At 66.9% G+C, this 19,610-nt stretch carries 16 protein-coding genes and 1 pseudogene; 3 read left to right on the top strand and 14 right to left on the bottom strand.

What is annotated here, in order from left to right:
• Window positions 1–47: 47 nt before the first annotated feature.
• Both F624_RS0125865 and F624_RS0125860 read right to left on the bottom strand, forming a co-directional pair.
• Complete coding sequence (locus F624_RS0125865) at window positions 48–605, bottom strand: LeuD/DmdB family oxidoreductase small subunit (protein WP_019577288.1); 558 nt, start codon at window positions 603–605, stop codon at window positions 48–50.
• Complete coding sequence (locus tag F624_RS0125860; RefSeq protein ID WP_245573740.1) at window positions 602–1,882, bottom strand: 3-isopropylmalate dehydratase large subunit; 1,281 nt, start codon at window positions 1,880–1,882, stop codon at window positions 602–604. Before F624_RS0125860 ends, F624_RS0125865 begins: the two co-directional genes overlap by 4 nt.
• A gap of 130 nt (window positions 1,883–2,012) precedes the next feature.
• On the opposite strand from F624_RS0125860, the gene F624_RS0125855 reads away from it, so the two are divergent.
• From F624_RS0125855 to F624_RS0125840, 3 genes are all read left to right on the top strand, one after another.
• The gene (locus F624_RS0125855) at window positions 2,013–2,870 is read left to right on the top strand and encodes an IclR family transcriptional regulator (RefSeq protein ID WP_019577286.1); all 858 of its coding nucleotides are present in this window, start codon (window positions 2,013–2,015) and stop codon (window positions 2,868–2,870) included.
• A gap of 307 nt (window positions 2,871–3,177) precedes the next feature.
• Entirely contained in the window at window positions 3,178–4,707 is a 1,530-nt protein-coding gene (locus tag F624_RS0125845) for a methyl-accepting chemotaxis protein (RefSeq protein WP_019577284.1), read from the top strand.
• A gap of 43 nt (window positions 4,708–4,750) precedes the next feature.
• Window positions 4,751–5,158 (top strand): bacteriohemerythrin, encoded by a 408-nt coding sequence (locus F624_RS0125840; protein ID WP_019577283.1) that lies wholly within the window; start codon window positions 4,751–4,753, stop codon window positions 5,156–5,158.
• Window positions 5,159–5,229: 71 nt separating this feature from the next.
• On the opposite strand, the pseudogene F624_RS34400 reads toward F624_RS0125840, so the two are convergent.
• From F624_RS34400 to F624_RS0125785, 12 genes and pseudogenes are all read right to left on the bottom strand, one after another.
• Window positions 5,230–5,487: pseudogene (locus F624_RS34400) on the bottom strand (HigA family addiction module antitoxin); the annotation flags it as partial.
• A 79-nt stretch (window positions 5,488–5,566) separates the two neighbouring features.
• Entirely contained in the window at window positions 5,567–5,896 is a 330-nt protein-coding gene (locus F624_RS32850) for a type II toxin-antitoxin system YafQ family toxin (protein WP_043426743.1), read from the bottom strand.
• On the bottom strand, window positions 5,868–6,149 hold the full coding sequence (locus tag F624_RS0125830) for a type II toxin-antitoxin system RelB/DinJ family antitoxin (RefSeq protein WP_019577281.1): 282 nt from the start codon (window positions 6,147–6,149) through the stop codon (window positions 5,868–5,870). The genes F624_RS32850 and F624_RS0125830 overlap by 29 nt, the downstream gene beginning before the upstream one ends.
• Window positions 6,150–6,271: 122 nt before the next feature.
• Entirely contained in the window at window positions 6,272–7,069 is a 798-nt protein-coding gene (locus F624_RS0125825; RefSeq protein ID WP_019577280.1) for a peptidylprolyl isomerase, read from the bottom strand.
• Window positions 7,070–7,099: 30 nt separating this feature from the next.
• On the bottom strand, window positions 7,100–7,795 hold the full coding sequence (gene narI, locus F624_RS0125820; protein ID WP_019577279.1) for a respiratory nitrate reductase subunit gamma: 696 nt from the start codon (window positions 7,793–7,795) through the stop codon (window positions 7,100–7,102).
• Window positions 7,792–8,505, bottom strand: a complete 714-nt coding sequence (narJ, locus tag F624_RS0125815; RefSeq protein ID WP_019577278.1) for a nitrate reductase molybdenum cofactor assembly chaperone — start codon at window positions 8,503–8,505, stop codon at window positions 7,792–7,794. The genes narI and narJ overlap by 4 nt, the downstream gene beginning before the upstream one ends.
• Entirely contained in the window at window positions 8,502–10,025 is a 1,524-nt protein-coding gene (gene narH, locus F624_RS0125810; RefSeq protein WP_031256300.1) for a nitrate reductase subunit beta, read from the bottom strand. The genes narJ and narH overlap by 4 nt, the downstream gene beginning before the upstream one ends.
• Window positions 10,022–13,912: a nitrate reductase subunit alpha gene (locus F624_RS0125805; RefSeq protein WP_019577276.1), complete on the bottom strand. Its 3,891-nt coding sequence runs from the start codon at window positions 13,910–13,912 to the stop codon at window positions 10,022–10,024. Before F624_RS0125805 ends, narH begins: the two co-directional genes overlap by 4 nt.
• A gap of 46 nt (window positions 13,913–13,958) precedes the next feature.
• Complete coding sequence (locus F624_RS0125800; RefSeq protein WP_019577275.1) at window positions 13,959–15,407, bottom strand: NarK family nitrate/nitrite MFS transporter; 1,449 nt, start codon at window positions 15,405–15,407, stop codon at window positions 13,959–13,961.
• Between the two features lie 38 nt (window positions 15,408–15,445).
• Window positions 15,446–16,684: an MFS transporter gene (locus tag F624_RS0125795; protein WP_019577274.1), complete on the bottom strand. Its 1,239-nt coding sequence runs from the start codon at window positions 16,682–16,684 to the stop codon at window positions 15,446–15,448.
• Between the two features lie 103 nt (window positions 16,685–16,787).
• Window positions 16,788–17,522, bottom strand: coding sequence for a response regulator (locus F624_RS0125790; RefSeq protein ID WP_031256299.1), 735 nt, complete (start codon window positions 17,520–17,522; stop codon window positions 16,788–16,790).
• Entirely contained in the window at window positions 17,519–19,573 is a 2,055-nt protein-coding gene (locus F624_RS0125785) for a type IV pili methyl-accepting chemotaxis transducer N-terminal domain-containing protein (protein WP_245573739.1), read from the bottom strand. The genes F624_RS0125790 and F624_RS0125785 overlap by 4 nt, the downstream gene beginning before the upstream one ends.
• Between the last annotated feature and the right edge of the window lie 37 nt (window positions 19,574–19,610).

Genomic DNA, 19,610 nt, shown 5'->3' with positions numbered 1-19,610 from the left:
GTGGCGCAGCCGGGTGCTGCGCCGTCGGTGGTCAGAAATGAATGGGTTCAGGTGGTTTGGGGCGCGGTGGTGGGTGGGTTCGGTGTCTGGGCCTGGGCCAGCGCCATGCGGCGCTTGAGGTAGGGGATCAGGCCGCCCGCCTCGAGCATGCCGCGCTCGGAGGCAGAGAACGCCTGCAGCGCCAGCGTCTGGCCGGTACGCAGGTTCGTCACTTCGCTGGTAGCCCAGTTCACCGTCAGCTCGTCGCCGCGTGCCGCCGCGGCACGGATGCCCGGGCAGCTCACCAACGGAAAGCCCATGCTCATCTCACCGCGAAAAAAGCCGGGCGAGAAGGACTCGGCAATCACGGCCGAAATGCCCAGGTGCCGCATGGCGCGCATGGCCGGGTAGTGCGGGTGGCCGTAGCCGAAGTTCTCGCCACCCACCAGCAGGTCGCCTGGGCGCACGGTGGCGGCAAAGCCCGGCGTGTAGTCAGCCATGGCCAGCGCCGCCAGCTCTTGCACATCGGTGATCTTGATGTTGCGCACCCCGACGATCAGGTCGATGTCGTAGTCGTCTTCCTCGAAGACCCAGGCCACGCGGCCTTGCAGCTTGTTCAGGCTCATGCTGCGGCCCCCGTGGGCTGGGCCAAGGCCTCGGCCAGGTAGGGCCGGGGGTCGGCAATGCGCCCTTCGAGCGCCGAGGCCGCCAACACCGCGGCGTTGCAAATGTAGATCTCTGAATCCACACTGCCCATGCGGCCCGGCGTGTTCAGCGTGCCGGTGGAGACGGCGCGCTGCCCGTCGCTCATGGTGGCGATGCGACCAAAGCAGTAATCGCAACTGGGCGAGCTGATGAAGGCGCCGGCCTCCACCAGCGTCTCGATCAGGCCCTCGCGCGCTGCGGCGGCCATGATGGCCTTCGAGGTGGGCACCACATGCAGCTGAAAGCCCGGCTGAATGTGCCGCCCGCGCAGGATCTGGGCCGCGATGCGCAGGTCTTCCAGCCGGCCACTGGCGCAAGAGCCCAGGTAGCCGGTGTGCACCTCCAGGCCGGTGTAGTCGGTGAGGTTGCGCGTGTTGGCGGGGCTGGGGGGCACCACCACAATGGGTTCAAGCTCGGAGATGTCGATGCGCACGACGCGCTCGTAGACGGCGTCGGCATCGGGGTAGACCGGTGCCAGCGCGATCCTGGAGCGGCCTGTCGTGTAGTCCAGGGTCTTGGCATCGGGCGCGATCAGCATGGTGGTGGCGCCCAGGAACATGGCCTGACCACACAGCACCTGTCGGCCTTCGATGCTCATGGCGTCGATCACCGGGCCGCACAACTCCACCACCTTGAAGCGGCACGAGGCGGGGCCCATCACGCGCACCATGTGGTGGAACACGTCGCGCGCCATCACGCCGGCTTGCATCGTGCCCGTCAATTCCACCTTGATGGTGGCCGGCACCGTCATGGTGATGTTCTCGGTGGCAAAGGCCTCCACCACGCCCTTGCGAGCGCCGAAGGCAAAGGTGCCGAACGCACCCAGCTGGCTCACATGGCCATCGAAATGCACGGCAAAGGCCCCCGGCGTGGCGTAGCCCAGCTCGGCGGACACCTGGTGGCCGATGCCCTCGCGCTCGTGCACCGGCACCCCCTGTTCCTTGCCCCAGGCGCGGGTGATCTTGTGCAGCTCCTCCTCCTTGGGCGAGGTGGCCGGCACCATGTGGTCGATGAAGAGCACGAAGCGCTCGGGGCTGGACACCTTCTCCACGCCGAAGTCCTCGCGGGTCTCCTTGAAGAACACATCGGTGTAGCCGGGGAAGTCGTAGCTGATCACGAAGTCTGGCCGGGCCGTGATCTCCTGGCCGGGCGACACGCAAGCCTGGCCCGAGGCGCGGGCCAGGATTTTTTCAGTCATGGTCTGGGGTGTCTGCATCTGGTTCTCCATTCAACTTCCACGATGTGGTTGTCGATTTGTCGTCATGCAGCCGATTACAGTGGGGGCAGATCAAGGCCTGTTCAGGTGCAACCCCAATTACTGCCACACTGTGGAAACTAAACGAAAGCCCCGAAGCACCGCCCCGGCGGACACGGCCCTGGCCGAAGGCGCCTCGCGCACCGGCACCCAGAGCATTGAACGTGTTGTCGGCATGCTGCGCGTGGTGGCCTCGCGCGGGCGGCGCGGCATGCGCATCGCCGATGTGGTCAGCGTCAGCGGCCTGCCCATGTCCACCTGTTTTCGCATGCTGCAGCGGCTGGAGCTGGAGGGCCTGGTGGTGCGTGACGCCATGACGCGCAAGTACCACCTGGGCCCGCTGCTGTACGAGCTGGGTCTGCTGGCGCAGCCACCCTTTCGCCTGGCCGACCTGTGCGAGCAGGCCATGCAGGCCATCGCCGACGAGACGCAAGACACGGTCTACCTCAGCGAGCGCCGCGGCGTGGAGGCCATCTGCACCAGCCGGGTGCTGGGCGACTACCCGATCAAGGCCCTGACCCTGGACGTGGGCATCCGCCGCCCCATGGGCGTGGGTGCGGGGGGGCTGGCGATCCTGAGTGCGCTGCCCGAAGCCGAGGTGGCGCAGATCGTCGAGGCCAATGACGCGCGCTATGCCCGGTTCGGTACCTTCGAGCCCGGCTTCGTGCAGCGGGCCGTGGCCGACACCCAGGCCCAGGGCTATGCCTTTCTGGACAGCGCGGCAACGCCTGGCACGGCGGCTGTGGGCGTTGCCTTCCCACCCGACAACCCGATCGCCGCCATCAGCGTGGCCGCCATTTCAAGCCGGCTGGGGCCGGCCCGCCGCGCGCTGGTGGCCAAGGTCATCCAGCAGCAGGTGCAGCTGATCTGCGTGAAATTGCCCAGTGCGGGCTCCGGGGCTTTTTCACTCTCGCGTCGCAAGTCGAGGTGAGGTGAGGTGTGGGCCTGTATGCCCAGGCCGTCACGCCCCGCTCACCTTGTCATGGGCCGCAGCTGCCCTGGGCTGAACCGATGGGGCAGCAGTGCATTTCAAGCGCCATGTCCATCGGGTCTCGCCTGGCCGGCCAGGCCGGGGGCGCCTTGGATTTGATTTGCCTCAAATTTTGATCAGGCAGCGCATCCCCCTAGTTCCAATGGAGGAGGGTCAAACGACCCGGCCTTGCCTACCATCTGCCCCATGGTTGCGGGGTGTCCCGCGCCGACTCTGACAGGGGAACGGCATGCGCAGGTTCAGTGATATGAGGATTGGGGTTCGCCTGAGTCTGGGCTTTGGCCTGCTCATCGCGATGATGTTGGGCATGGCCCTGATCGGCGGCTGGCGCTTTGCCCAGGTTCGCGACATCAATCAGCGCCTGGTGGACAAGGACTGGGCCAAGGTGGAGGCCATCCACGCGGTGGATGTGGGCACCCGGGCCAATGCGCGGCGCACCATGGAGTTGGTTCTGGGTGCTGAGGGGCCGCAGCGCGACGCCATCCGCGAACGGATCGAACACAACAAGCGCAGCATCACCGAGGCGCTGGGAGCGCTGGACCGTCTGATTTACCGGCCTGAGGGCCGTGCCCTGATGCAGGAATTGCAGCAGGCCCGTGAGCACTATGTGGCCTCGTTCACACGGGTGATGAAACTGGTCGATGACGGCCAGCACGAGCAGGCGACCGCTTTGCTGCACCGCGAAACCCTGCCTGCCCTCGATGCCTTGCAAGCCCCGATCAACCAGCTCAATCGGCTCCAGAAGTCCTTGGCCGACCACAGTGCCCGGGAGGTGCTGGATGCCAGCAATGAGTCACGGCTGTTGATGGGGGTGCTGGGAGGGCTGGGCCTGCTTTGCGGGATGGGCCTGTCGGCCTGGTTGACGCGCGACATCACGCTGCCCATGGGGCAGGCCCTGCAATGGGCCCGGTGTGTGGCCAAGGGTGATCTGAGCAGCCGGATCGACACGAACCGCCGCGATGAGATCGGCCAGTTGCAGGTGGCGCTGCACGACATGAGTCTGAGCCTGCATCAGGTGGTCAGCCAGGTACGCGGGGGCACGGAGGCGATGGCCACTGCCACGCGTCAGATTGCTGCGGGTAACCTGGACCTGTCGTCGCGGACCGAAGAGCAGGCAAGTGCCCTTGAGCAGACCGCTGCGTCGATGGAGCAATTGGCCGCCACGGTGCGCCAAAACGACGACAGTGGCCTGCGAGCACACCGCCTGGCCGAATCGGCTGCCGAGGTGGCGGTTCAGGGCGGTCAGGTGGTGGCTGAGGTGATTCAGACCATGGAAGCCATCGACCGCTCTTCCAAACGCATCGCCGACATCATCGGCGTGGTTGACGGCATCGCCTTCCAGACCAATCTGCTGGCGCTCAATGCGGCTGTCGAGGCTGCTCGGGCAGGCGAGCAGGGGCGCGGCTTTGCCGTGGTGGCCAGCGAAGTGCGGCAACTGGCCGGTCGCGCTGCCGAGGCTGCCCGCGAGATCCGGCAACTGATCGATGCTTCGGTGGTGCATGTGGGCGCTGGCTGCGCTCAGGTCGAGCGCGCCGGCAGCACGCTCGATGAAACCGTGGTCAGCGTGCGCCGGGTGGCTGACCTGATGCGCGAGATCGCCATGGCCAGCCGGGAGCAGAGTACCGGTATCGACCAGGTCAGTCAGGCTGTGGGCCAGATGGACCAGGTCACCCAGCAGAACGCGGCACTGGTCGAAGAGGCTGCTGCCGCCACCCAGGCACTGGAGCAACAGGCCCAGTCGCTGGACGGCACTGTGCGCTTCTTCAAACTCGCCTGAAGGCCAGGCGCTGGCCCCTTGCGATCCAACACGGAGTCCTTGCATGGCTTACTTTGAATGGGCCGACGATCTGGTGATCGACCACGGCCCCATCGATCAGGACCACCGGCACCTGGTCGATCTGGTCAACCAACTGCACACCGCCACCAGCCAGGGGCGGGGGCGCGAGGTGGTGAGCCGCGTGCTGGGTGAGTTGCTGGCCTACGCCCGCGATCACCTGAGCCGCGAAGAGGCGCTGATGCGCGAGGTGGGCTTTCCGCGCCTGGAGCAGCACCAGATCGGCCACGCCCATTTCATCGGCCAGCTCGAAGAGCTCAAGCGCCAGTACGAGGCCGGCAGCATCACGGTGGCCTCGCAGCTGTCCAGCGTGCTGCGCGACTGGCTGTCGCTGCACATCCGCCGCTCCGACAAGGAGGCGCGGGCGTTTGTGCAGAAGAAGTCAGGGGGCTGAGGGCGCGGAATCAGAAAGACAGGGCAGAAAGACAGGGGCTGGCCCTGGCCAGCCCTTGCGCTGTCATCCGCTATGTGGGGGCGCTTCGTTTTGCTGGCTTGGTGCAGGTCGTACTGCATCTGCATACCGGCCCACAGTTCAGGGCTGGTGCCCAATGCGCTGGCCAGGCGATAGGCCATGTCGGGAGAGACCCCGGCACGCCCGCTGATGATGCGTGTCAACGTGACGCGATGCACGCCGAGCTGCTGCGCTGCGTCAGTCACCGTGATGTCGCCCAGGTAGTCGCGCAGCACTTCGCCGGGGTGGGGAGGGTTGTGCATTTTGCTCATCTCGATCTATCAGTGGTCATCAAGGTAGTCGACCAAAATCCTGTCCGTGTCTTGAATGTCTACAGAAGCGACCGCGCGGTCAAGAAAACAGATCCGCGTGGCTGCCGCAGCGTACAAACACGATGACCTCGCCAGGGCCAGAAGCAGCCAGCGCATAAATCAGCAGAAAGTCGCCTCCCACATGGCATTCTCGGTGGCCTGCCCAGGGCCCCTGCAGCTCATGATCCAACCATTCAGGCGGCATGGGCCCATCATGGGCCAACAGCAGCAGCATGGCCTCTTTCAGCCGCTTCATGTCATAACGACCCGAGTGGGTCAGGCGCTGCCAATCCTTGAGGAATTGCCGCGTGTAATCCGATTGGCGCGGAAGAGAGGTTCGCTTACTCGCGGCTGGCTTCTTGGAGTTCATTCAGCAGCGCCTCGGGGTCGGAGAACCGTGCCCGATGGCTGGCGATGATTTCCTCGGCTTCAGCGATCGCGGCTTGGCTGCTGGGGTTGGGTGCCTTGAGTGCAAAAGGCAAGGCCTGATCGGCCACCACGCGTGTCAGAAAAACCCGAATGGCATCCGAAACGGTCAGCCCCATGGTGGCCAGCGTTTCGGCGGCCTGGGTCTTGAGTTGTTCATCCAAACGAACGTGAACCATGGTGGTGTTGGCGGGCATATGGCTTGGAGCTCAGGCTGTTTGAGTTACATCGTATCTCAATTGCACATTCCCCAGCAGGGGAGTGCCAGATTGCCACGCCACCCCTGGCTCCGTGCCGCCGCACCGCCCTCCGCACATCCTCACTGCATCAGCGGCGACTCGGCCTGCTCCAGCGCCACGCCTTGCACGGGCCAGCGGGCGGCCAGCACCAGCAGTTGCTGGCGCAGGGCGGTGATCCAGGCGCTTTGGCGCATGGCCTGGGCCACGGCGTTGCGCACCTGTTCGAACTCGGGGTGCTGACCGGGCTCGCGGGCCAGCACCTCCACCACATGCAGGCCGAAGCGCGAGTGCACCAGGCGCGGCAGCACCCCCACATGGGCGCGGTCTGCGTCCTGGCCCAGCAGTTCGCGGGCCAGTTCGGGCGCGCAGTCGGCCTCGCCCAGCCAGCCCAGTTCACCGCCTTGGGCGCCGCTGGGGCAGTTGGACAGGGCGGCGGCCTGCTCGGCAAAGCGCTGGGGTTCGGCGCGCAGGCTCAGCAAGGCCTGTTCGGCGCGGCCGCGCAGCGCCTTCACGTCGGTGCCCGGGGTCACGGCAAACAGGATGTGGCGCGCCTGCACGCGCTCGCCCACGGCGTAGCGGGCGCGGTGCGCCGCGTGGTAGCGGCGGCAGGCGGTCTCATCCGGCTCGGGCACCTGCAGGTGCTGCGCCAGCCACAGGTCGATGGCATCGGCCGCAGCCTCGCTGAGCACGCCGTCGTGCGGCGCCGGGTCGCTGTCGGGCAGCAGGCCATCGTGGATGGCGGCCAGACGCAGCAGGGCCAGGCGGGCGCGCTGGTGGCGCTCGCCCTCGCTGAGGTCGCTGCGGTCTTCGTCCAGGCGTTGGCCGGCCACGCTCAGAGTGGCCTGTGTGGGGGTGGGCCGGATGGGGTTGGGTGTCATGGGGTGTTTCTCTTTCAGAAGCGTGCCGGCTCAGAGGCCGATCTTGCGACTGCGCACGATCTGCCAGGGTCGGGCCACATAGCCCGCTGCGGCAAAGCCGCTCCACACATGCACCAGGCGGGTGAAGGGGAAGATGGCAAACAGGCTCATGCCCATGAACATGTGCAGCTTGAACACCGGCGACACGCCCGCGATCAGGCTGGCCGCGTCCCCCTGGAAAGTGACGATGTGGCGCGCCCAGGCCATCAGCAGCAGCATGGTGGTGCCATCGCTGTGCTGCAGCGACAACGGCACGGTGGACAGGCCCAGCAGCAGGGTGGCCAGCAGCCAGAACAGCACCACGAAGTCCCGCTTGTGCGAGGTGGCGCGCACCCGGGCGTTGCCCAGGCGGCGGCGGATCAGCAGCAGCAGGCCGATCAGGCCCAGGCCGCCCAGGGTGCCGCCGGCCACCACGGCCAGCAGTTGCTTCTGCGCCGGGCTCACGCCCAGGGCGTGCACGATCTCGGGCGGCGTCAGCATGCCGAACAGGTGGCCGAAGAACAGGCCGATCACACCCACATGGAACAGGTTGGAGCCCCAGCGCAGGCTGCCCGAGGCCAGCATCTGGCTCGACTCGCTGCGCCAGCTGTACTGCTCTCGGTCGAAGCGGATCAGGCTGCCCAGCAGAAAGATCACACCGCAGAGGTAGGGGTAGATGCCGAAGATGAATTGATGGCTGAGGCTCATGACAGGGCTCCTCGTGGCTGGGCTGCCCCGGCAAGGGGCATGAAGTGGATGGGCTGGCTCTGGCCGGGGTTTTGCTGGCCTGGGCTGCTGCAACCGGCAAAGGCTTCGGGCTCGGCCCAGCTTTCATCCATGGCGGGCTCGGCCACCAGGGGGCGCACCACCAGGGCCTGGCCGCCCAGTGCCAGCACAGCGGCCAGGGCGACGGCATAGGGGCTTTGCCGGTGGTTCAGCGCGTCGTGAACGCTGTTCAGGATGTGGGCGAACTCGCCGATGAAATCGCGGCAGGCCTGGGGCGCCAGCGTGGAGGCGAACTCCAGCACCACTGGCAGGTGGTCGGGCAGTTCGCCATCGGTGCGGGCCGGGTCCAGGTACAGGCCGCCTTGCTCGTAGGTCTGCAGCAAGTCGATCATGGCCGGGCCGCGGTCACGCGAATCGCCGTGCACGTGCTCGAACAGGTGCAGCGAGGTGGCCCGCCCGCGGTCGAACAGGTCGACGTAGTCACCCTCGACCTCGAGCGGGTCCCTGCTCTGCAGGGCCTGCGTCAGCGCCAGCAGGCCGGCGCGGTGTTCGGCCGACAGCGCGGCCTCCTGCTGCAGTGCCGCCTCGATCTCGGGCAGCACCTGGCGCAGCGCGGCATCCGGGTAGGTCAGCAGGTGGGCCAGGGCGCGCAGGCTGCGCGCGGGGGTGTTGTGTGCCGTGCTCATGGTCATTCCTCCGCCTTGATCGGGATGGTGCGCTTCTTCTTGGCCCCGAACAGGCTGGGCTCGCTGGCACCGTCCGAGCAGCCGTTGCCGAACGAGAAGCCGCAGCCGCCGCGCACGTCGAAGGTGTTCTCAGCGTATTCGCGGTGGGTGCTGGGGATGACGAAGCGGTCTTCGTAGTTGGCAATGGCCATGATGTCGTACATGTCCTGCACCGTGGCCGCGTCCAGGCCCACCTGGTTCAGCACCGCGGTGTTCTCGACCTGGTCCACGTGGCGCGAACGCATGTAGGCGCGCATGGCCAGCATGCGCTCCAGCGCCCGCATCACGGGGCCGGTGTCGCCAGCGGTCAGCAGGTTGGCCAGGTACTGCACGGGGATGCGCAGCTGGTTCACGTCGGGGATCTCGCCATTCACGCCCAGGTCGCCCGAGTTGGCGGCGGCCTGGATGGGCGACAGCGGTGGCACATACCAGACCATGGGCAGCGTGCGGTACTCGGGGTGTAGGGGCAGGGCAACCTTCCAGTCCACCGCCATCTTGTAGACCGGGCTGTTGCGCGCGGCGGTCAGCCAGGCTTCGGGCACGCCGTCGCGCCGGGCCTGTTCGATCACGGACGGGTCGTGCGGATCCAGGAACACATCGAGCTGGGCCTGGTACAGGTCGCGGTCGTGCTCGGTCTGGGCGGCCTGCTCGATGCGGTCGGCGTCATACAGCAGCACGCCCAGGTAGCGGATGCGGCCCACGCAGGTTTCGGAGCACACGGTGGGCTGGCCGGCCTCGATGCGGGGGTAGCAGAAGATGCACTTCTCGGCCTTGCCGCTTTGCCAGTTGTAGTAGATTTTCTTGTAGGGGCAGCCGGACACGCACATGCGCCAGCCGCGGCACTTGTCCTGGTCGATCAGCACGATGCCGTCTTCCTCGCGCTTGTAGATCGAGCCTGAGGGGCAGCTGGCCACGCAGGTCGGGTTCAGGCAGTGCTCGCACAGGCGCGGCAGGTACATCATGAAGGTGTTCTCGAACTGGCCGTAGATGTCCTTCTGGATGTCTTCGAAGTTCTTGTCCTTGCTGCGCTTGCTGAACTCGCCGCCCAGGATCTCCTCCCAGTTCGGGCCCCATTCGATTTTCTCCATGCGCTGGCCGGTGATCAGGCTGCGCGGGCGCGCCGTGGGCGGCGCCTTCGACTTGGGCGCGCTCTGCAGGTGCTCGTAGTCGAAGGTGAAGGGCTCGTAGTAGTCGTCGATCTCGGGCAGGTTGGGGTTGGCAAACAGGCGCATCAGCAGCTTGAGCTTGCCGCCCTGGCGCGGCTCGATGCGGCCGTCGCTCTTGCGCACCCAGCCACCGTTCCACTTGTCCTGGTTCTCCCATTCCTTGGGGTAGCCGATGCCGGGCTTGGTCTCGACGTTGTTGAACCAGGCGTATTCCACGCCGGGGCGGTTGGTCCAGACGTTCTTGCAGGTCACCGAACAGGTGTGGCAGCCGATGCATTTGTCCAGATTCAGGACCATGCCGATTTGGGCTCGGATCTTCATGCGTGTGCTCCTTGGGTGTGGGCGCCTGGGGTGGCTTCGCCGTCGAGCCAGTCGACCCGGGCCATCTTGCGCACCACCACGAACTCGTCGCGATTGGTGCCTATCGTTCCGTAGTAGTTGAAGCCGTAGCTGAGCTGGGCGTAGCCACCGATCATGTGGGTGGGTTTGAGCACGATGCGGGTCACCGAGTTGTGGATGCCGCCGCGTGTGCCCGTGATCTCCGAGCCCGGTGTGTTGATGATCTTTTCCTGGGCGTGGTACATCATCACCATGCCGTTCTTCACCCGCTGGCTCACCACCGCGCGGGCCGCGATGGCGCCATTGGCGTTGAACAGCTCCACCCAGTCGTTGTCCACGATGCCGGCGCTTTGGGCGTCGTCCTCGCTGAGCCAGACCACCGGGCCGCCGCGGTTCAGCGTCAGCATCAGCAGGTTGTCGGTGTAGGTCGAATGGATGCCCCACTTCTGGTGCGGGGTGATGAAGTTCAGCGCGATCTCGCGGTGCCCGTTGGGCTTCAGGCCCTGCACCTCGGCCAGGGTCTTCAGGTCCACCGGTGGGCGGTAGCTCACAAAGCCCTCGCCAAAGGCGCGCATCCACGGGTGGTCCTGGTAGAACTGTTGGCGCCCGGTCAGGGTGCGCCATGGGATCAGCTCATGCACATTGGTGTAGCCCGCGTTGTAGCTGACCTTTTCACTCTCCAGCCCCGACCAGGTGGGCGAGGAGATGATCTTGCGCGGCTGGGCCTGGATGTCGCGGAAGCGGATCTTCTCGTCTTCGCGGTGCAGGGCCAGGTGGGCGTGTTCGCGCCCGGTCTGCTTGGACAGGGCCTGCCATGCCTTCACGGCCACCTGGCCGTTGGTCTCGGGGGCCAGCATCATCACCACCTCGGCGGCGTCGATATCGGTGTCGATGCAGGGGCGGCCCTGGCTCACACCGGCCTCGCGCACCGTGCCATTGAGCTCACCCAACTGGCGCACCTCGTCCTGGGTGTTCCAGCCGATGCCCTTGCCGCCATTGCCCAGCTTGTCCATCAGCGGGCCCAGGGCGGTGAAGCGGCGGTAGGTGTTGGGGTAATCGCGCTCAACCACCGTGATCTGCGGTGCCGTGCGGCCCGGGATCAGATCCACCTCGCCGCGCTTCCAGTCCTTCACGTCGAAGGGTTGGGCCATCTCGCCCGGGGTGTCGTGCATGATCGGCGTCAGCACCACTTCTTTCTCGACCCCCAGGTGGCCCACGCACACCTCGGAGAACTTCTTGGCGAAGCCTTTGTAGATGTCCCAGTCCGAGCGCGCCTCCCAGGCCGGGTCCACGGCGGTGGACAGCGGGTGGATGAAGGGGTGCATGTCGCTGGTGTTGAGGTCGTTCTTCTCATACCAGGTGGCGGTGGGCAGCACGATGTCCGAGTACAGGCAGGTGGTGCTCATGCGGAAGTCCAGCGTCACCAGCAGATCCAGCTTGCCCTGGGGGGCTTCGGCGTGCCAGCGCACCTCTTGCGGCTTGGCTGAGAAGCCGGCGCCGGGCCGCCCCAAGCCGGCTGCCCCCTGGGGGGAGGCGCCAGGCGCCTCGGGGGGGGCCTGTTCACCCAGGGCCTTGCCCTGCACGCCGTGGGTGGTGCCCAGCAGGTGCTTGAGAAAGTACTCATGCCCCTTGCCGCTGGAGCCCAGGATGTTGGAGCGCCAGACAAACATGTTGCGCGGCCAGTTGGCCGGGTCATCCGGGTCTTCACAAGACATCTGCAGCGAGCCGTTCTTCAGCGCATCGACCACATGGTCCTTGGCGTCCAGGCCCTGGGCGCTGGCGTCGCGGCACACCTGCAGCGGGTTGGTCTTGAGCTGCGGGGCGCTGGGCAGCCAGCCCATGCGTTCGGCGCGCACGTTGTAGTCGATCATGCTGCCGCCAAACTGGGCCTTGTCGGCCAGGGGCGAGAGCACCTCTTCCACCCCCAGTTTCTCGTAGCGCCACTGGTCGGTGTGGGCATAGAAGAAGCTGGTCGAGTTCTGCTGGCGCGGCGGGCGTGACCAGTCCAGGGCAAAGGCCAGGGCGGTCCAGCCGGTCTGCGGGCGCAGCTTCTCCTGACCCACATAGTGGGCCCAGCCGCCCCCGGATTGGCCGATGCAGCCGCACATCATCAGCATGTTGATGATGCCGCGGTAGTTCATGTCGCTGTGGTACCAGTGGTTCATGGCCGCGCCGATGATGACCATGGACTTGCCCCGGGTCTTGTCGGCGTTGTCGGCGAACTGGCGCGCCACCGTCAGCACCTGGCTGCGCGGCACGCCGGTGATCTGCTCCTGCCAGGCCGGGGTGTAGGGCAGGTTGTCGTCATAGGAGAGCGCGCCGTCGTCCACCAGATCGCCCGCAGCATTGCGCAGGCCGCGGTGCACGCCGTAGCTGGCCACCTGCAGGTCGAACACCGTGGCCACCCAGACTTCGCGTGGCGCGCCGTCCTGCTGCACCAGCAGTCGTTGCATGGGCACGTTGCGCAGCAGCACATCGCCTTGCTTGTTGGCCGTGAACTGGGGCGACTCGATGCCGCCGAAGTAGGGGAAGGCCACCTTGTTCACACTGGTCATGGCCGGGGTGCCGCCACCGGCGCCCTCCAGCACCGAGAGCTTGAGCTGCACCGGGCGGCCGTCCACGGCCTCCTTGCTCTCCAGGTTCCAGCGGCCCTGGTCGGGCCGGCCCTCGGCGCCCCAGCGAAAGCCGATCGAACCCTGGGGCTGTACCACCTGGCCTTGCTCGTCCCAGGCCAGGGTCTTCCAGTCGGCATTGGCGGTGGTGGCCTCGGCGACCAGGTCGCTGGCGCGCAGGTAGCGGCCGGGCACCAGCGCGCGGCCGGCCGGGGTGTCCTGCTCCTGCAGCATCACCAGCATGGGCAGGTCGGTGTAGCGGCGGGCATAGTCGTCAAAGTAGACGCTGCGTTTGTCGAAGTAGAACTCTTTCAGGATCACATGGCCCATGGCCATGGCCACGGCCGCATCGGTGCCTTGCTTGGGGTGCATCCACAGATCGGCCAGCTTGGAGATCTCGGCGTAGTCGGGGGTCACTGCCACCGTTTTGGCGCCCTTGTAGCGCACCTCGGTGAAGAAGTGGGCGTCGGGTGTGCGCGTCTGCGGCACATTGGAGCCCCAGGCGATGATGAAGGTCGAGTTGTACCAGTCGGCCGACTCGGGCACATCGGTCTGCTCGCCCCAGACCTGGGGGCTGGCGGGCGGCAGGTCGCAGTACCAGTCGTAGAAGCTCATGCACACGCCCCCGATCAGGCTCAGGTAGCGGCTGCCGGCGGCATACGACACCATCGACATGGCCGGGATCGGCGAGAAGCCGATGATGCGGTCGGGCCCGTGGGCCTTGATGGTGTGCACATTGGCCGAGGCGATGATCTCGTTGACCTCGTCCCAGCTGCTGCGCACAAAGCCGCCCAGGCCGCGCTGGGTCTGCCAGCTGCGGCGGATCTCGTCATTGGCCATCAGGGTGGCCCAGGCATCGACCGGGCTCTTGGCCACGGTGCGGGCGGCGCGCCAGTGCTTGAGCAATTCGCCGCGCACCATGGGGTGCTTGACGCGGTTGGCGCTGTACAGGTACCACGAGTAGCTGGCGCCGCGGGCGCAGCCGCGCGGCTCGTGGTTGGGCAGGTCAGGGCGGGTGCGCGGGTAGTCGGTCTGCTGGGTTTCCCAGGTCACGATGCCGCCCTTGACGTAGATCTTCCACGAGCACGAGCCCGTGCAGTTCACGCCATGGGTGGAGCGCACGATCTTGTCGTGCTGCCAGCGGTTGCGGTAGGCGTCCTCCCAGGTGCGGTCTTCACCGGTGGTGACGCCGTGGCCGTTGGCAAAGGGTTCGCGGGCCTGGGCAAAAAAGCTCAGTCGGTCCAGAAAATGACTCATGGGGTGGCTCCGTTGAATTCGGTTCGGTAAGGCTGCGCGGGCGGGTTCAGCACGGCACGTCGGCGTCGCGGCGGGCGTAGAACCACCAGGTGGCCACGATGCACAGCAGGTAGAAGGCGATGAAGGTCAGCAGGGCCAACTCGGGGCCGCCGGTGCTGGCGATCGATGAGCCATAGCTTTTGGGGATGAAGAAGCCGCCGTAGGCCGCCACTGCGGCGCTGAAGCCCAGCACGGCGGCCGACTCGGTGTTGCCCTCCTTGACCGCCTGGGCCTGGGCCAGCTCGTCGTTGCGCGGGGCGGGGCGGGTCTTCAGGTCGATGAAGATCACCGGGATCATGCGAAAGGTCGAGCCATTGCCGACGCCGGTGGTGAAGAACAGCACCAGGAACATCAAAAAGAAGCCCGTGAAGCTCCCCTCGGCCGGGCCCCAGGGCAGGGCGAAGGCGCTGCCCGCCCCCTTGGGCAGGAAGAACAGCACACCGACCACGGCCAGGGCCATCACCACGAAGTTCCACAGCGTGACGCGGGCGCCGCCCAGCTTGTCGGCCAGCCAGCCACCCACGGGGCGGATCAGCGCGCCCACCAGCGGGCCCAGCCAGGCATAGGCCAGCGGGTTCACATCCTTGAACTGCGACTTGATCAGCAGCGGAAAGCCCGCCGCATACCCGATGAAGGAGCCGAAGGTGCCCAGGTACAGCAGGCACATCACCCAGTTGTGCTTGTTGCGGAAGATGGCGGCCTGGGCAGCGAACGAGGCCTTGGCGTCGGCGATGTCGTTCATGAAGAGCCAGGCGGCCACGGCGGTCAGGGCAATCCAGGGCACCCACACGAAGGCGGCATTCTGGGCCCATACCTCGCTCACCTGACCGGCCTTGCTGATGTGCTGGGGCTCGCCGCCCAGCACACCGAACACGCCCACCGAGATGATGATGGGGCTCAGAAACTGCACCACCGACACGCCCAGGTTGCCCAGGCCGGCGTTCACGCCCAGGGCCGAGCCCTTGCGCTCCTTCGGAAAGAAGAAGCTGATATTGGCCATCGACGAGGAGAAATTGCCACCGCCCAGGCCGCACAGCAGGGCCAGCATCAGCATGGTGGGGTAGGGCGTGTTGGCGTCTTGTACCGCAAAGCCGATGCCGATGGCGGGCAGCAGCAGCGAGGCGGTGGAGATGGCGGTCCAGCGCCGCCCGCCCACCAGGGGCACCATGAACGAGTAGAAGATGCGCAGCGTGGCGCCCGACAGGGCCGGTGCCGAGGCCAGCCAGAACAGCTGGTTGGTGGAGTACTTGAAGCCCATCAAGGGCAGGTTGACGGCCACCACGCTCCACAGCTGCCAGATGGCAAAGGCCAGGAAGAGGGCCGGCACCGACAGCCACAGGTTGAGCTTGGCGATGGCCTGGCCCTGCGAGGCCCAGAAGGCCTTGTCTTCCGGCGTCCAGACCGCCAGGGTCTTGCCGGGGCGGGCGCGCTCGGGCGCCACGATCTTGCTTGACATGGGGATTCCTTTTGAAAGGGTTGTGTCGGAGGGGCCGCTCAGACGGTATTGCCGCGCAGCACGTCGCGGGTGCGCACTTCGGTGAAGTACATCCAGAACAGCGAGACCCAGACCACGCCATACAGCAGCATGAAAGCGCTGGACCGCACGCCCGTGAGGTCGAGCAGCACGCCGAACAGGATGGGCAGCACGAAGCCGCCCAGGCCACCGGCCAGGCCCACCACGCCCGAGATGGCGCCGATGTTGCCGGGGTAGTCGTCGCTGATGTACTTGAACACGCTGGCCTTGCCGAAGGCAAAGGCAATGCCCAGGGTGAACATCAGGGTCGTGAAGCCATACACATTGAGCCCGATGTGGAAGCTGCGCGCCCCGTTGACGGTGGTGATGCTGAAATCGGTTTGCGGGTAGCTCAGCAGAAACAGGCAGATCCAGCTCACCCACAGCACCCACCAGGTGACCTGGTGCGCGCCGTGCTTGTCGGACAGGTAGCCGCCAATGGCGCGCAGCACGCCCCCGGGCAGCGAGAAGCAGGCGGCCAGCAGGGCGGCCCAGCGGATGTCCAGACCGTATTCGCCCACGTAGTACTGCACCATCCACAGGCTCAGGCCCACATAGCCCCCGAACACGATGCTGTAGTACTGGCAGTACTTGAGCACGCGCGGGTCCTTCAGCGTCTTGAGCTGGTCGCCCCAGCTGCTCTTGCTGGCCACCCGATGGCTCGGGTCGCTGGCGCTGCCAAACCAGAACAGCACGGCCACGCCCAGCATGATGGCGGCGTACACCTGGGGCACCACCGCCCAGCCAAAGGCCACGATCAGGGCCGGGGCTACAAATTTGTTGACTGCAGCGCCCGAGTTGCCGGCGCCGAACACGCCCATGGCAAAGCCTTGCTGGTGCTTGGGGAACCAGCGCGCCACATACGGCGTGCCCACCGAGAACACGCCGCCGGCCAGGCCCACGAACAGGCCCAGCACCAGAAACTGCCAGTACTGGGTGGCGTAGCGCATGAGCCAGATCGGCAGCACGCAGGCCAGCAGGGTGCCCATCATCACGATGCGGCCGCCGTAGCGGTCGGTCCACACGCCCAGGGGCACGCGCACCAGTGAGCCGGTGAGCACCGGCATGGCCGTCAACAAGCCGAACTCGGTGGCGTTGAGGCCCAGGGTCTTGCGGATCGGGATGCCGATCACGCCGAACATCATCCAGACCATGAAGCACACCGTGAAGGCGAGCGTGCTGACGGTCAATACCGACAAGGCTTTGCCGCGCGAAGACATGGGAGAACCTCCTTTTAAGTGGTCCCCAGTGTCAAAAAATCAGTGCGCCCTGAACATCCTGCATCCGGGCAGGCACCATCCTCCTAAAGGAGTAGTCCGCGCCTCAAGCTTGATCTGGATCAGTCACGGCGTACACCGCGGCCTGCACCCGCGAGCTCAGGTTGAGCTTGCGGAAGATGTGCTGCACGTGGATCTTGACCGTGGTCTCGGCGATCTTGAGGGTGCGCGCGATCTCCTTGTTGCTGGCGCCACGCGCAATCTCGCGCAGGATCTCGCGCTCGCGGGGCGACAGCTTGGAGGCTGCCAGGCCAGGCTCAGGTGGGCGCGCTGGCGCCTCGGTGGGCAAGGCCTCGGGCGCCGCTTCGGCCGCCTGCACGGGCTCGGGCATGGGGGCTGAGGCCACGGCCTGGCGGTAAGCCGCAAACAGCTTGCCCGTCATCTCGGGCGAGACCACCGACTGGCCCTCGCGCACGCGCCGTATCGAGGCCACCAGCTCGTCGCCATCCACCGTCTTGAGCAGGTAGCCGCTGGCGCCGCGGGCCAGGGCCTGTGACAGGTCTTCGGCATCCTCGCTCACCGTGAGCATGATGACCTGGGGCGCGGGCACCAGCGCCATCAACTGGGGCAGCGCATCCACCCCGTGCACGCCGGGCAGGTGGTTGTCCAGCAGCACCACCTCGGGCGCGTGCTGGGCCGCCAGCTTCAGGGCCTCGCCTGCATCGGTGGCTTCGGCCACCACCTGCAGGCAGGCCTGCTGGCTGAGCAGGGCCACCAGCCCGCGGCGGAACAGCTTGTGGTCGTCCACCACCAGGAGTCGGATTGGAGCGGGCAGGGTCATGGCGCAGTGGCTTCTGTTGTCTGGGCCGCCGTCGGCGGCGGATGCTGGGGCAGGCGCAGGGTCACGCAGGTGCCCTGCGGGCCTGAATCAAGGCTCAGTTGGGCGCCGATGCGTTCGGCGCGTTCGCGCATGATGCGCAGCCCCACGTGGGTGCCGTCGGGTGGGCCGCCCCGGGCGTCAAAGCCCAGGCCGTCGTCGCGGATGGTGACCTGCCACTGCGGGTGGGTGTCCACGCGCAGCTCGACCTGGCGGGCGTGGGCGTGCTTGCGGATGTTGGACAGGGCCTCCTGCACGATGTGCAGCACCTGCACCTGCACATCGGGCGCGATCGGCAGGCCTTCGCCGTGGATGGCCAGGCTGGGCCGGATGCCGGCCTGCAGCTCGAACTTGGACAGGGTCTCGCGCAGGGCGGGCTCCATGTCTTCGGCGTGGGTGTTGGTGCGAAAGTGCAGCAGCAGCTCGCGCACATCGCTGTAGCTCTCGCGGATGCCCGCGTCCAGCTCGTCGAGTGTGGCCTCGACGGCGGCCGGGCGCGCGTCGCTCATGGCGCTGCGCAGCAGCTGCATCTGGATCTTCAGAAAGGCCAGCGACTGGGCGATGGAGTCGTGCAGTTCGCGGGCCAGCATCTGGCGCTCGTCGGCCACGGCCGATTCGCGGGCCAGCGCCGCGCTGCGCAGGTTCTCCATGGCGCCGGCCAGGTGGCTGGCCAGGGCCTCGAACAGGCTGCGCTCCTCGGCGCTCAGCGCGGTGTCGTGGCGGTAGAACAGCTCGATCTCGCCCAGCACGCGCTGGTGCCAGGTCAGGCTCACCGTCACCAGGGTGCGGAAGCCGGCGCGTTCGCAATGCTGCTGCACGCGCTGGCTGGTGCCGTCTGGAGGGGCCTGCCGTGCGGCATCCAGGATCGGGATCACCTTCAAGGGCTGGGCCAGGGCGCGCTCGGATGAGGCGCCACACAGGCAGTCGCCGGTGAGCACGCAGTGCTCCTCCTCCACCATCACCTTGGGCAGGCAATCACTGGCCAGCAGCACGTAGCGCTGGTTGGCCTCGTCCGACCAGCGTATGGCCACGGCGTCGGCCCCGGCAATGCTGCGCAACTGGCGTGAAAACCCCTGGGCCAGGGTTTGCAAGGTGTCGGCCTGGGCCACAAAGGTGGCGGTTTCGTACAGGGTGCGCAGGCGTTGCTGCTCCAGTTGCAGGCGCGCCGTCTTCTCGCGCACCTTGCCCTCCAGTCCGCTGTACAGGTCTTGCAGGCGTTCGGCCATGCGGTTGAAGCCCTCGGCCAGGGCGCCCAGTTCATCGTGGCTGACCACCTGCACCCGGGTGCCGAAGTCGCCCTGCTCGATGCGGCCCAGGCTGCGCTGCAGGCGGCGCACCGGGTCCAGCACCAGCACATGGCCCACGTACAGCAGCACCAGGGCGCTGAGCAGGGCCAGCGACATCATCACCAGCTGCAGGGTGCGCAGCAGGGTGGTCCATTGCGCCAGGTGCAGTTCGATGGCCGAGACGAAGTTGTCCACCTCGTGCACGAAGTCGTCCACCTGCAGGCCCAGCGCGGGCCCGGGCCCCGGGCGCCCGCTTTGTTGCAGGGCCTGTTGCCGGGCCAGCTCGCGCAGGGGTTGCCAGCGCCGCTGCACCAGGTCGAAATGCGCCCGGGTGGCCTGGTCCCAGGGCACGGCCAGGGGCCGGGCGGGGTCGCCGTCGCGCAGCAGGCTCAGGCTGGCGTCAAAGTCCTGCAGTTGCCGCTCGACCTGCTGGTTCAGCGCGGCCTGGCCCACCGGCTGGGCCGGGGTTTGCAGGCGCAGGGCCAGGCGGTAGCTCTGCATGCGCATGCGCCCGGCCTCGTTGACGGCGGCGGCGCCGCCCTCCAGCTGCCAGGTCACCCACAGCGTGAGCCCGACCGAGGCCAGGGCCAGCACCAGAAACAGGCCGCCGATGCCCATCAGCTTGGAGGCCAGGCCCAGGCCTGACAGGCGGGCGCGCAGCCGGGCGTGCGCCGGTCCGGCAGACGGCAGCATCGGTTCAGCCGGCAAGGGCTTGGGCGGCAGACTCAATCCAATTCCCCATTGTTTGAAGCGTGGATTGTGCGCT

Origin of the sequence: Curvibacter lanceolatus ATCC 14669, assembly GCF_000381265.1 — a bacterium.
GTDB lineage: Bacteria > Pseudomonadota > Gammaproteobacteria > Burkholderiales > Burkholderiaceae_C > Curvibacter > Curvibacter lanceolatus.
This window is presented reverse-complemented; position numbering and strand designations above follow the sequence as displayed.

Coding starts and splice junctions, on each gene's coding strand:
- F624_RS0125865 (WP_019577288.1), bottom strand. CDS start 605: ATGAGCCTGAACAAGCTGCAAGGCCGCGTGGCCTGGGTCTTCGAGGAA.
- F624_RS0125860 (WP_245573740.1), bottom strand. CDS start 1,882: ATGACTGAAAAAATCCTGGCCCGCGCCTCGGGCCAGGCTTGCGTGTCG.
- F624_RS0125845 (WP_019577284.1), top strand. CDS start 3,178: ATGAGGATTGGGGTTCGCCTGAGTCTGGGCTTTGGCCTGCTCATCGCG.
- F624_RS0125840 (WP_019577283.1), top strand. CDS start 4,751: ATGGCTTACTTTGAATGGGCCGACGATCTGGTGATCGACCACGGCCCC.
- F624_RS32850 (WP_043426743.1), bottom strand. CDS start 5,896: ATGAACTCCAAGAAGCCAGCCGCGAGTAAGCGAACCTCTCTTCCGCGC.
- F624_RS0125830 (WP_019577281.1), bottom strand. CDS start 6,149: ATGCCCGCCAACACCACCATGGTTCACGTTCGTTTGGATGAACAACTC.
- F624_RS0125825 (WP_019577280.1), bottom strand. CDS start 7,069: ATGACACCCAACCCCATCCGGCCCACCCCCACACAGGCCACTCTGAGC.
- narI (WP_019577279.1), bottom strand. CDS start 7,795: ATGAGCCTCAGCCATCAATTCATCTTCGGCATCTACCCCTACCTCTGC.
- narJ (WP_019577278.1), bottom strand. CDS start 8,505: ATGACCATGAGCACGGCACACAACACCCCCGCGCGCAGCCTGCGCGCC.
- narH (WP_031256300.1), bottom strand. CDS start 10,025: ATGAAGATCCGAGCCCAAATCGGCATGGTCCTGAATCTGGACAAATGC.
- F624_RS0125805 (WP_019577276.1), bottom strand. CDS start 13,912: ATGAGTCATTTTCTGGACCGACTGAGCTTTTTTGCCCAGGCCCGCGAA.
- F624_RS0125800 (WP_019577275.1), bottom strand. CDS start 15,407: ATGTCAAGCAAGATCGTGGCGCCCGAGCGCGCCCGCCCCGGCAAGACC.
- F624_RS0125795 (WP_019577274.1), bottom strand. CDS start 16,684: ATGTCTTCGCGCGGCAAAGCCTTGTCGGTATTGACCGTCAGCACGCTC.
- F624_RS0125790 (WP_031256299.1), bottom strand. CDS start 17,522: ATGACCCTGCCCGCTCCAATCCGACTCCTGGTGGTGGACGACCACAAG.